This window comes from Niallia circulans, from assembly GCF_007273535.1.
GTDB lineage: Bacteria > Bacillota > Bacilli > Bacillales > Cytobacillaceae > Niallia > Niallia circulans_B.
Genome location: NZ_RIBP01000004.1, coordinates 414,826 through 427,911, shown reverse-complemented (window position 1 = coordinate 427,911; position 13,086 = coordinate 414,826). Strand labels below are relative to the sequence as shown.

Annotated in this window: 7 protein-coding genes; 5 read left to right on the top strand and 2 right to left on the bottom strand. The window is 39.6% G+C overall.

Translation table 11 applies throughout. The features are described 5' to 3' along the window. The first annotated feature begins 154 nt into the window (after window positions 1-154). From CEQ21_RS09995 to CEQ21_RS09985, 3 genes are all read left to right on the top strand, one after another. Window positions 155-1,012 (top strand): type II toxin-antitoxin system SpoIISA family toxin, encoded by an 858-nt coding sequence (locus tag CEQ21_RS09995; RefSeq protein WP_185764495.1) that lies wholly within the window; start codon window positions 155-157, stop codon window positions 1,010-1,012. A 79-nt stretch (window positions 1,013-1,091) separates the two neighbouring features. Further along, entirely contained in the window at window positions 1,092-1,313 is a 222-nt protein-coding gene (locus CEQ21_RS09990; RefSeq protein WP_127736580.1) for a hypothetical protein, read from the top strand. 62 nt (window positions 1,314-1,375) lie between these two features. After that, the gene (locus CEQ21_RS09985; RefSeq protein WP_185764494.1) at window positions 1,376-1,528 is read left to right on the top strand and encodes a hypothetical protein; all 153 of its coding nucleotides are present in this window, start codon (window positions 1,376-1,378) and stop codon (window positions 1,526-1,528) included. A 106-nt stretch (window positions 1,529-1,634) separates the two neighbouring features. On the opposite strand, the gene CEQ21_RS09980 is transcribed toward CEQ21_RS09985, so the two are convergent. Then, complete coding sequence (locus CEQ21_RS09980) at window positions 1,635-3,854, bottom strand: choice-of-anchor I family protein (protein ID WP_185764493.1); 2,220 nt, start codon at window positions 3,852-3,854, stop codon at window positions 1,635-1,637. A gap of 290 nt (window positions 3,855-4,144) precedes the next feature. On the opposite strand from CEQ21_RS09980, the gene CEQ21_RS09975 reads away from it, so the two are divergent. Further along, window positions 4,145-10,312, top strand: a complete 6,168-nt coding sequence (locus CEQ21_RS09975) for a lamin tail domain-containing protein (RefSeq protein ID WP_185764492.1) — start codon at window positions 4,145-4,147, stop codon at window positions 10,310-10,312. A gap of 60 nt (window positions 10,313-10,372) precedes the next feature. On the opposite strand, the gene CEQ21_RS09970 is transcribed toward CEQ21_RS09975, so the two are convergent. Continuing rightward, a complete protein-coding gene (locus CEQ21_RS09970; protein ID WP_185764491.1) occupies window positions 10,373-11,164 on the bottom strand; it encodes a formate/nitrite transporter family protein in 792 nt (263 codons plus the stop codon). Between the two features lie 411 nt (window positions 11,165-11,575). Here CEQ21_RS09970 and CEQ21_RS09965 point away from each other — a divergent pair, with 411 nt between their 5' ends. Next, a complete protein-coding gene (locus CEQ21_RS09965) occupies window positions 11,576-13,051 on the top strand; it encodes an MFS transporter (RefSeq protein ID WP_185764490.1) in 1,476 nt (491 codons plus the stop codon). Window positions 13,052-13,086: the final 35 nt, after the last annotated feature.

Genomic DNA, 13,086 nt, shown 5'->3' with positions numbered 1-13,086 from the left:
TTTTGGTTAAAAACAACAGTTTTCATTCCATATAAATCCATATTTTTGGTAGAATTACTATAACACTATAAAGTTATAATTAACCTAAAACAGCTAGAGTTCTATACTTGTCCAATCTTCAATCACTGCTAAAAAAGAGGGGAAGGAAACAGGGATGATGATTAGAAAGGATTCACAGAAGCTGATAATCAAGTTAGCGTTTCCGCTTATTGTTTTCGCCCTTATAGTGTTGACGAAAAATTATTGGGGCAATGAGGCTGTTGCTTTTTTACAGGGAAATAAATGGAGTTTAATAATTGGATTTACGGCTATTATGTTATATATTAGCTGGGCGTTTCCAATTTTCTTCCGAGAATCCAAGCAAAACCTGAGACGGACATGGTATTTTCTGTTTATTGTTAGCATGATTTTGCTGCTGATGGATATAGGGTTTAAGGAGAGCGAATGGAGGAGCTATGCATTGATGGCTCTTATGTTTGTTTTTGTTGACTTGGCGATATTTATCACACCGAATATAAAAAGAATCGGAGTAGCAGAAGTAGAAAGCATTAATGAAGTAGAAAGCATTAATGATGAGATGAAAAAAGTAATCATTCAGACGAAAAGCAGAAGTAAACAGTTCACGACGATTTTGGACAGTATTGCGACAGTATCATTTGGAACACAGGATTGGACAGACATAGAAGACTACCGGATAAGCCTTGAGGATTTCCTGTATGCTTATGGAGAAGTGTGCAGACAGGATATTACCGTTTTCTGCAAGGAGGATGACAGCATCTTTACTGCTGAAGTCGGGACTACTCTCGGAATTGAACTGGATGAGGATCAGCTAAACCGTTTAAATGAAGAGACAATTGTGCAATTAGACAAAAAGATTGTGCTTATTCCTTTCACGAAATTGATTCATCCTGTCATCATTTCTGTTGAATCGGAAAAGGAGCCGCTGCTGCAGATCGATTTTGACTATATTATTGACCTTGCAGTAATTCACACATGGTATAAAGAGCAATAAAAACGGGCGCTCTTTTAAGTGGAAGATTCAAGGATATGATGATAAAATAGAAGTATAAACAAGGAAAGGAACAGATATCATGGAGGACAAAGATTACACGATGCCTGCAGTTAGAGAAGCTGGTCGGATGAGAAAAAAGAACCAATCGCCTCTTATTGTCAAAAAATCTACATCATCTCTTCCACATGTTCCTACAGCTTTATATACGAGGGAATTGTTTGAAAAGAGTGATGAAGTGGTCAATCACTTAAAATACAACAAGACTGCCAGAGGAACAAATATTATTCATCTGCATGATTAAGCAACACATATTTTGCCTATACAGTAAATATACTAAGCTTATTAAAAACAGCGTGGGGGAATATGATGACATCAAAGAAAAGAAAAAGTCCCTTTTTACTGGAAAAGCCAAGCGGAAAGCTTCCAAAGATCGATTTGGAGCAAGATGTCTTATTGGAGCTTAATGCACAGCTGAAATTCAAATTACAGCAACTAAAGACGAAAATACTTGATTAACATATAAATATTACGACAGTTTGACCGAAGCTTAGGTTAAGCTGTTTTTTTCTGTCTATCAAAGAAATGAAAAAATCCCCCTTTTGCAATAAGGGGGATTTTGCATTTATGCTAATCTGCGCTTCGCAATAAAGTAAAGAATACCGCCGCCGGCAAGAATGATACCGCCATACAATAAGAAGCTGTAATTGCTCGTTGCTGTATCTGGAAGTGCATTGCCATTATTAGTGTTGTTGTCGTCATTTGCAGTAACAGTTTCAACAACCTCGATATTGTCATCAGACTCGTTGCTGTTATTGTCACTATTGTTTTCGTTGCCAGAATTATCTTGATCGTCTTGTGAAGATGTATCTTCATCAGGAAGATTTGTGTCTGTCTCCGTGTCTTCATCTGAGCCTGTATCTGTATCTGGGTCGGCATCAGTTTCATCATCAACTACAACTGGTGCTGTAGCTGTAATAACGCTTGTTGCCTGATGCTGTTTATCAGCAGTTTCCACGATGATAGTTGCAGTACCTGGTGCTACAGCTGTAACTAATCCTGTTTCGTCTACAGCAGCAATATTTGCGTCAGAGCTTATCCATGTTAATTCCTTGCTGTCTGTTGTGTTTGCTGGTTTAACGGCAGCAGTCAGGGCTAAAGTTTTGCCGACTTCCAATGCTGCTTCTGTTTCAGTAAGAGTAATTCCTTCAATCGGGATAACCTGTTCTGTCTGATATTCATTAACTGAAACAGTACCGCTTACCTCATTGCCGACAAGTACAAGTGGTCTGCCTGTTGGACTATCCACTGCTTGGATAAATTCCAGACCTTCTGGTGCCACATCTCCTGATACTGCACTAGAAAAATCTCTAGTATTCAAATAGTTAGCAAATGTTGGGGAGGAAGGATTAGAAATATTATAGGTCATATAACCGCCGATTCTTTCAAGTCCAATAAATGCATAAAGATCATTACCGATTTGACCGACTTTAACATCTTCAGGTTCTGGCCCTTTTTTGGCGCTTCGTTTCTCAAAAACATCGTCATCGTTTGACCAGTTAAATACATCTGGGTATTGTGCTGCTGTAATATCCTCAAAATCGCTGCCACTGTCGTATACTAGTTCCATCGTATCTGCTTTCCAAATGGAGAACGAGCGGCCGCCCAATGTATAAATTGCGTCTGTGCCTCTGTCTGTAAGCACCTCTAGCTTGTCATAGTCTCCTGAATCCTTCATTTCTTGAAAGGCTGCTTCTGCCTCTTCCTTCGTAAAGCCTTTAAACAGGGAAGTATCTAAGGTAATAGAATCTTTGACTTTTTTGAAGTCTTCGATATTAACAAATTCTTCCCACTCTGTCGCATCACCTTCATTTGCAGTAAGGAGATATTCAACACCGCCGATTTCTGTTTGCGTGATTGAGTCAGGCATATATGCACCTAAAATTGGTAATTGCTTAATTTCAATTTTGTCATTACGGGCTGCATCAAGACCATTTCCTTCTAAGGAGTGGTCTTTGTATCCTAATGATTTAACAGATAACACCTTGCCTGTGTTTACATTAACTGTAGCAACTGCATTATTCTCCTGTAATGTTACATAGGCCTTACTTGCATCCTTGTTTAAAGCAATATACTCTGGCTCAAGATCACGAACTGCATCAGCTGTTGTGCCGCCATTGCGAATATGTACATCCTGATTAATCACACTTGTATCATCAAATTTTACTTTATTAACTTTTTTCGTATCGAAATTAACGATTGTCACAGAACCTTCTGGATCTACTCCGTTTTCAAGTCCTTGTCTTGGCTCGGCTTCGTCTGCAGTCAGGATGTACGTCCCATCTGCTGAAATTTTAACCATATCAGGCTGTACACCTGCTTCAAATGTTTCCTGAACTTCTCCATCATAGTTGATGACAACGATTCGGCCATTTTTCGTATAATCAGCATCCTGCACAGCTGCAGCAATAATTTTTTTATCTGTGTTAATATCTATGCTCGTTAAGTCACCATATTGAAAGGAGTCTGAATTGACTGCATCAGCAATGTTAATCGACTTCTCTTTTTGGAGGTTCTGTACTTCTGTGGAGTATAAACCTGACAGGTCTACAACATCAATTGTCTGGGCTTTACCGTTAATGACATAGAATTTCTCATTATCCTTATTGTATTTGACGATTTCGGCAACGCCGCCATCCTCATCCGTTATGCCTGTACTGTAACTGGCAATTTTTTTCACATCTAAGCTTCCTTCGGCAAGTGTGAGAGATGGATAGGCAGAAAACATCATTAGGCCTGTTAGTGATAATGCGGAAATTCCTTTTAATTTTTTTGGTAGCTTCATTTTTCCTCTTGTTCCTCCTCTATATGTATAAATCTATAAATAGGATAACTTTCTACTATGGTATAACTATCTGAATTATGTAATTTTTTTGTTTACATTTTGTAAATAAAGAATAACGCAGATGAGACAAGGGATTAATCCATTTTCTGTTTTGCGGGAAATATAATTCTCACAATTCGTTTACATATATCCCCTTTTCTTAACAATTATTCACAAATTGTTAAAAGCAGTTTAAAAACTTTTTATTATGATGGACGAGGGTGGCATTTGAATAAGCAGAGGAGGCAAATATGATTAATCGCAAGGGGAGAAAGACGAGTAAGAAATGGATGTTACTTGTACTTATGGTTGTATTCTTTTTTTCTACTATCTTTACAAGCAGTAGACCTGCAATATCGTATGCAGCACAACCTTTAGATCCTCAGCAAGCTCCGTCAACATCTGACGGGGAATCAGAAACGGCAAACAGCTCTGAAGAAACAGTTGAAAAGGAGCAAACTTTACCAGCAAGTGATTCGCCAGAAGAGACAAAAGAAACACAGCCACCGGAACAAACAGTAACAAAAGAGGAAGATAAGTCTTCTTCCACAGATGTACAAACAGAATCGAATACACAGTCTCAAACGGAAGAAGAGGCACAAGACCCAGCACAACTAGAACAGCCTGCAACGGAATCGCAGCAGGAGGAGGAAAAGAAGGAGCAGCAACAAGAACCGGCTGAAGAAGATTTCAGCAAGTACCCACAGTTATTAATAACAGAGTTTTCTCCAGATTCAAAGGGTACTGATTTATATGAGTATGTTGAGGTATATAATAATACGAATCAAACACTCAATCTAGCAAGCTATGCATTTTACTACCAATATACAGACAAAAGCCAAGCTGATAAGCTTCTCCAGTTACCAGATACGTCTATTGCCTCAGGGAAAACGCAAGTAATCTGGTTTAATAAGGATGATTTAAGCATCAGTGATTTTAACAAGCATTTTCAAACATCCTTAAGTGATAGTCAGGTCACTTCGTTTAAAGGCGATTTTTCAGGTTTTGCAAATGGTGGCAATAGAGCAGTTGCGATTAAAAGCCTTGCAGGAAATGAAATTATCTCTGCGAACTACATGCCTGGCGAAACAGATAATACTGGATTAACGGTTGCTTATCGCTATCCTGCTAGCGGAACTCTTATGGATAAGCTGCAAATAAAAGCAGCTCCAACACCAGGTTCACTTTTAGATGAACAAGTTCCAGCTAAGCAAGTGGAGATTGATACACCTGTTATCGATAATGAAGCACCACAAATTTCGCATAACCCAATCAAAAACAGCAAGCAAGCTGTATCTATCAAAATAGAAGCAGATATTACAGATAATGCAAAGATTCCATCAGCAACTCTTCATTATAAACAAGAAGGAAATGACACTTATCAATCTATGCTTATGAGCAAGGATTCCAGCAGTAGTACTGGCTATTCTGCAGTTATTCCAGAAGAAGATGTTGTTAAAAATATTCATTATTTCTTGGAGGCGACAGACGGAAGTGCAACAGCCAAAACAGAGGAATATGTGATTGAAGTAGACAAACAGGAAGATACATATAGCTCCATACCGCTTCTTGTAACAGAATTGGCTCCTAATTCGCAAGGTGGCGGAACAGACTATTATGAATATATCGAGCTTTATAATAATTCCAATCAGCCGCTGCCTTTGACTAATTACTCTTTCGCCTATCGTTACACAGATGGCAGCAGGGAAGATGTTAATTTTAAAGTGCCAGACACAGTTATTAAACCGCAAACAACAGTTGTACTTTGGTTCAATAATGGTGGAAAATCACTTGCTGATTTTAACAGTCAGTTTGGTACAAGTTTAACAGATGACAGCCTATTGTCTTTCACAGATGCTTTCCCTGGATTTGCTAATGGTGGCAACAGGGCAGTCGTTATTAAGGATCGAAGCGGAAGTGAGCTTGTTTCTGCGTCCTACTTAGGAACAGAGAATAATAATGATGGCAAAGTCATTCAATATCAATTCCCGAAAAGCGGGACAGTGATGGCAAAGCTTGAAGTGCTTGCAGATCCAACTCCAGGCAGTCTGAAGCAGGGACAGGTGCCAACAAAACCGGTAGAACTTCCTGAACAAACAGAAGATACAAAGGCTCCTACTATTAGCCATGAAGCAGTGAGCACTGGGGAAGCTTTCGCAGATATTGCCGTAGAGGCAGTTGTGACTGATGATAAAGCTAACCCGTTTGCGACATTGTATTACAAGACTGAATCAACAGAAGACTATATCTCCTTGTCCATGACAGAGGACACAAAGGAAAAAGGCAAGTTTAAGGCGATTATTCCAGCAGAAGACGTTGATTCTAATCTGACTTACTATATTGAAGCTAGTGATGGATTCAACAAAGCGGAAACTGGCAAATATACTGTGGAAATCAAAAAAGCTGATGTCGATTATGCGAAGGTGCCAAAGCTATTTGTAACGGAATTGGTGCCAGACAGCTCAAATGTCAACTCAGCAGATGGTTATGAATTCATTGAAGTATATAACAATACAAATAAACCTGTTAACTTTAAAGATTATAAGATTCAATACAGGTATGGGGCAGATCCTGCAAGTGATGTCGTCTGGCCGTCTATCCCTGAGGATGTTGTTATTCCTGCAAAAGGAACATTGGTATTCTGGATTATTAACAATGCTAATGGAGATAAGACAGTAGCGGACTTTAATGCCAACTATGGCACTAAACTAGTTGAAAACAAAGACATTGTCCGCATCCAAAGTGACGGAATGGCGAACAGTGGCTTAAGAGGAGTGGCAATAGCCACAAACACACAAGAGGAAATCAATGTAGCTTACTATAATGATGTTCTTGAAGTGGATGATACTGTTGCGGACAAGGGGATTTTGTACAAATTTCCGCAAGATGGTTCAACAACATCCATTAAGATAAGCAGTGGTGTAAAGCAAGGAACTCCAGGAAGTGTGGAAGCTAATCAAGTACCTGGTAAGTCTGTTCAGGTGGAGGAGGATACAACACCGCCAACAATAGAAAATACGACAGCATTGACAGACACTGGGATAGAGGATATTACTGTTTCTGCTAAAGCAAACGATAATAACGGGATAAAAACAGTAGCTGTTTATTATCGTACAAATGGTGAACAGAAATATGAGCGTCTCCTTCTTAAAAAGGATGGCAATGACAATCTGTATACAACGACGATTTATGCTGCTAACTTTATTGCCAAAGAGTATGTTGAGTACTATATGACAGCATCTGATGGCGTAAATGAAGTGAAGACAGAGAATCACAAAATCAAAATAAATAATCCGGAAAATACAGAAAAGCTGCGACTTAATGTGAAGGATGGCAGCACTGTCAGCGGCAATGTCCTGCTGAAAGGAACTTCCAATAGTCATGATGCAGAAAAAGTGAAGCTTTTCATTGATGGAAAAGAATTGTCAGCAGCAATGAATCCATCCTTGGAAACACAAGCATATTTAGCTGTTGATATTAGCGGGCTGAATATGTATTTCAAAAACGCCATCACGATGGGTGATGAAATTATCCAGCTACTGGATAAAGATAATATGTCTTATTGGAAAACCTTCACAATTCCGATTGACGCTGACAAACTGAAGCAGGGCATAAATGAAATTACTGTTCGTGCTGGAAATAAATCTTCCCCATTCCAATTGGAAGAAAGTGAAGAAAATAGGGATGATTATTCTTTGCGCAATGTCAGACTTATTCTAGCTGATGGCTCTATTATCAGAGACCCTGAAAAGAGTGATCCTGCTAAGATATATGATATGGGTGACGACGGAACATATCGCCCATTCGAGCACTTTCATTTCACGCTGACTAGTGAGCAGACAAGTGCTGCGGCCTATAATTGGGACAGCAAAACTGTTTCAGACGGAAAGCATACAATTAGTGCTGAGGATGGCCAGACTGAAACATCTGTTTCAGTGATGGTAGACAATACAGCACCAGTAATTGACACTAATATGAAGAAACAAGAATACAGAGGCGCCTTTACTATTAATGCTACGGCAAGTGATGAATTAGCTGGAATGGAGTCGTTCCAGGCAATGCTTGACGATGAAGTAATTGAAGTTCCTTATGAGACGGCATCTTCCAAGCTTTCTCCTGGTGAGCATGTTTTAACAATCACTGCGACAGATAAGGCTGGAAATATCGCTAATAAACAGGTTTCCTTTACTGTCAATGATGAGAACCCAACTAAGCCTGAGCTTGTAGCTCCTGCAGATATTGCTGACAGCATCAAGGGCAACCCGATTTTAAAGGTTAAGGTTGCAGATCCGACTAACGACAAACTGAATGTCACGTTTTATAAGGGCTTCAAGTACTCAGCGAAAAGCAGCAATGTGAATGCATACAAGCATGCAAGTGACACAGAGCCGCCTACAGATCAAAAACCGGCTGGAGAAGCAGCTCTTACTGAAGAGGAAATAAACACAGTTTCAAGCCTTGATGGGAAGTATTTAACAACAGACTCGGATACACAATTTCCATATCATCGCTTTGATGTCGAACTAGATTCATCTGTAGATGAAAATGACAGAGTTGAGCTTGCATGGAGCGGAAAGTCGCTCGAGGGCAGAAAGGTATCCATGTATGCATGGAGCTTTAGTGAGAACAAATGGAAAATGCTCACTTATAAAATCGCTGGCAATGCTGATTTTGAATTAAAAGCAGATGCATCTGTGAAGGAATTTGCGAAGGATTCCAAAATCAATGTAATTATTCAGGATGAAATTCCAAGCACTCCAGATGATTACGATTACACGTTTGTATGGATGTCAGATACACAATACTATGCAGAGAGTTACCCGTATATTTTCAAGCGCCAGACAGAATGGATTGCAGAAATGAAAGAGCAAATGAAGATAAAGTATGTTTTCCATACTGGAGACCTTGTTGATGAATCAGATAAGGTACAGCAATGGCAATATGCAGATGAATATATGCAGGTGCTGGATGATAACAACATTCCATATGGAGTGCTGGCAGGGAACCATGATGTTGACCAATTGTCGAATGATTACAATGAATACTATAAGTGGTTCGGTGCTGACAGATTCAACAGCAAATCCTATTATGGTGATTCCTACAAAAACAATCGCGGACATTATGATTTAATCTCAGCTGGCGGAAACGACTTTATTATGCTGTATATGGGCTGGGGTGTAGATGATGAGGACATTGCCTGGATGAACAACGTTCTTAAGCAATATCCAAATCGCAAAGCAATTCTGAACTTCCATGAATATTTGCTAGTATCAGGTAACAGAAGTCCAATTGGTGATAAGATTTATGAAGCAGTTGTTAAACCAAATAAAAATGTGCTTGCAGTGCTAAGCGGTCATTACCATGATTCAGAAACACTTATCAGTGAAGTGGACGATAATGGTGATGGAATCTCTGATAGAGAAGTGTATCAGATGCTTGGCGATTATCAAGGCGGGCCAGAAGGCGGGCAAGGCTACTTAAAGCTGCTCCACTTTGACCAGGATAATAACCGGATAATTGTTAACACCTATTCACCATATCTTGATGATTATAATTTCTATGATCCTGCAGAATATCCAGGCAAGGATGAGCTTATCATCAATATGGATCTTGAAGCAGAAAAGAAACGAGTCGCAACAGATTATTTTGCCGTCAATGTCTATACAGATGATGAAATTGGCAAACAGAAAAATGTAGAAAGCGGCAAGACAGCAGAAATCGAGTGGCAAGGTCTTGAGGAGGGCAACGAATACGCTTGGTATGCTGTTGCAGCAGATGATTATACAGGCAGTGCCGTATCTGATATTTGGACTTTTATAAAGGGAGCCAAAGAGGACGATACAGAAACGCCTACAGATCCATCTGATGGAGATAACGGAGAAACACCGGGAGACACCGATCCATCTGACGGAGATAACGGAGAAACACCGGGAGACACCGATCCATCTGACGGAGATAACGGAGAAACACCGGGAGACACCGATCCATCTGATGGAGATAATGGAGAAACACCGGGAGACACCGATCCATCTGACGGAGATAACGGAGAAACACCGGGAGACACCGATCCATCTGACGGAGATAACGGAGAAACACCGGGAGGCACCGATCCAACTGATGGTGATGATGGAGAGAAACCTGTGGCGTCTAATCCATCAGATAATATCGGAAATATTCCAGGGCCCACAGATACAGGTAATAATTCTAGAGATGACAATTTGAATACAAGTGGACAAAAGGGAAGCAATGTCCAACACGTCTCAGCATCAGCTAATAATAATAGCAGTAATGATTCTGTCCTTCCAGACACGGCTACAGATAATTACAATCTTCTTATTATTGGTGCAGTACTGGCAGCAGCTGGTATAAGCATATATGCAATCATTAGAAGAAGAGCTAAAATGGTTCAAGATCGTTAAAGCAGCAGACTCAGCTCTGCTCAAAGCAAGGAAGCCTGAACAATGTGTTCAGGCTTCCTTTTATTTTTCGTCGATATCGTCCATAAACGGTTTGTTTACATAATAGTACATCACGCCCATAAATCCAACGCCGCCAACTAGATTACCTAATGTGACAGGAATAATATTGCGGATGATGCCAGGCAATGTGATGGCCGGATTTTGATCAAGTATAAGGGAGATAGAGAAGGTTGCCATATTAGCAATACTGTGTTCATATCCAGAAATAAAGAAGCAGAATACGAACAAAATCATCGCGAATATTTTTGCAATATCTTCTTTTAGGGACATTGGAATAAAAAAGGCAAGGCAGACAAGCCAGTTACAAAGGATTCCCCGGAAAAACAATTCGCTAATTGGTGCTTCAATCTTTGTCTGGGCAGCGTGCAGCAAGAATTCATTCACCTCATGTGACTTGAACAAGCCTGTTAAGTAGATGAAGACAGCAAAGAAAATAGCGCCGCATATGTTACCTGCATAGCTTGTGCCCCAAACCTTAAAGACATCCCGCCAAGCAATTTTTTTTCGCAATGCCGCATATGTGTAGTAAAAGGTATTGCCTGTAAATAAATCCCCGCCTCCGTACGCTATTAGGATAATGGCAGCGCCAAACACGAGTGCCGCCGCAGGATAAGCGAAGGGGGAGCCTTCCGCATAAAAGAAGTTTCCTGTTTTGAATGCAACAATTACTCCAAAGCCAATAAACATGCTCGCAACAACAGCCCGCATGAAAAATCGAAATTTGCTCTGTTTGAATATTTTCCATTTTTTTAAGGCCAGTTTTTCTACTTGATATAAAGATGCGCCTTCCATCACGATTCCTCCAAGTTCAAGCTTTTATATATGTGTTAACACTATGGAAACATTTGATAACCATATTATGAATGTTGTTGTTGATATTTACAATGGATATTTGTGAAAAAAATCACAATATATATGTATGTTCATGAAATGTTCATTTTTTAGGAGAGACAGCGGTACTGCATTATAAAAAGAATGAATAAAATATACAAAAAATATGCAAAAGTTTTCTGAAAATAAAGTAAATTCAATAAAGTCATATAATTGGAAGAGCCTAAAAAACCTTGATTTAATAGTATTTACACCGGTTGGCACATTTTGTCGATATTTTCATGTTATATTTTCTTACAAGTGTATAGACTTTATATTTATTCATGCTTTACAATATAAGTAAAGATACTTGAGTAAGGGAGTGAAGAGCTGTTGGCTTCTGATTATCGTATTTCCATGCTAGTTATAGATCAGCCGGGAGTCCTGGCTCGTATATCCAATCTATTTGGAGCACACGAAGTTAATATAGAAAGTATTCAAACAAAAAAATATAAAGAGACTACAAGAATCAGGATTGCAAGCAATGCAGAAGAGCATCAGGTTCAAAACCTGATTGTCGGCTTGCAAGGCTTAATGGATGTTGTGGATATTGACGCTTCAGCGATTGCCCGTTCCGCTTTCCAACAAAGACTTATGCAGCGCACAAGCTCTATCCAAGTAATGCGAGAACAACGGACATTAAGCAAAAAGATGTCCTTCTGGCTTGTTGCTTGCTGTTTATTCTTAACGCTATTTGGTACAAATATTCCTGCTTCCCTTTACACACTCTACCGTCAAGAGTGGGGACTTTCTTCAGGAATGATTACATTAGTTTTCGCTATATATGCATTTACTGTGATACCGGCAATTATGGTTGCAGGGCAGCTTTCGGATCAGATTGGTAGGAAGAAGGTATTAATACCGGGAATTCTGTTTTCGATCATCGGCACCGCGTGCTTCACGATTGCTGACGGTCTTGGCATGCTTTTGCTTGCAAGACTGTTCCAAGGCTTGTCTGTTGGGATTTTAAATGGTGTTGCTGTTGCGGCTTTGACCGAATTAGACGAGAAAAGGGACAAAAAGAAAACGGCACTTATTTGCGCCTTGGCTGTAACGCTAGGTAATGCAATTGGCCCGATTTTATCTGGTTTGCTGGGCGATTTCGCACCGTTCCCATTGAGATTATCATACTATGCGCATTTACTGTTTATCCTGCCATGCTTTGCGGCCTTGTTCTTCTTGAATGAAAATGTTCGTCCTGGTCTGCAGCCTGTTAAACTGAAAAAGCCGTATGTACCAAAATCAATGCTGAAAAGTTTTATATTAGCATCCATTACATCATTTTTAGCATGGTCGATTATCAGCATGTTCATGAGCTTGATTCCTGCTAATCTATCAAGCTTTACACAAGTACACTCACTAACTATTTCAGGGATTGTCGTTGCATTAGGTTTAATTGCCGCAGCTGCAAACCAAATATTGCTGAAGCAGTTCTCATTACGAACGATGATAACTATTGGCTATATATTGCTGGCACTTGGACTTATATTGCTTGTCATTACACTAGCAGCAAAATCACTGGTGCTGCTGCTTATTTCAGCAGTGCTAATCGGTGGAGGAAACGGTCCTGCCTATGCAGGCAGCCTTGCTTTAATTAATGAAAGATCTCCGTCAAAAACGAAAGGGAATATCGTTTCAACATTCTTTGTCATCACATATCTTGGTGTTAGCCTGCCCGTAATTGGCTTAGGTTTCCTATCTCAAGCATTAGGAGTCAGCGGAGCTGTTAACCTGTACGTCCTTATTATTGGAATACTGATGCTTTTGACAATTATGTTTGGCTTAAAGGAGCGGAAGAATATATTTTAAAAGGTATATAGATATATATATCATAGCTGATTAGC

Excerpts from the sequence above, each read along its gene's own strand:
- CEQ21_RS09995 (WP_185764495.1), top strand. The coding sequence starts at position 155 with ATGATGATTAGAAAGGATTCACAGAAGCTGATAATCAAGTTAGCGTTT.
- CEQ21_RS09990 (WP_127736580.1), top strand. The coding sequence starts at position 1,092 with ATGGAGGACAAAGATTACACGATGCCTGCAGTTAGAGAAGCTGGTCGG.
- CEQ21_RS09985 (WP_185764494.1), top strand. The coding sequence starts at position 1,376 with ATGATGACATCAAAGAAAAGAAAAAGTCCCTTTTTACTGGAAAAGCCA.
- CEQ21_RS09980 (WP_185764493.1), bottom strand. The coding sequence starts at position 3,854 with ATGAAGCTACCAAAAAAATTAAAAGGAATTTCCGCATTATCACTAACA.
- CEQ21_RS09975 (WP_185764492.1), top strand. The coding sequence starts at position 4,145 with ATGATTAATCGCAAGGGGAGAAAGACGAGTAAGAAATGGATGTTACTT.
- CEQ21_RS09970 (WP_185764491.1), bottom strand. The coding sequence starts at position 11,164 with ATGGAAGGCGCATCTTTATATCAAGTAGAAAAACTGGCCTTAAAAAAA.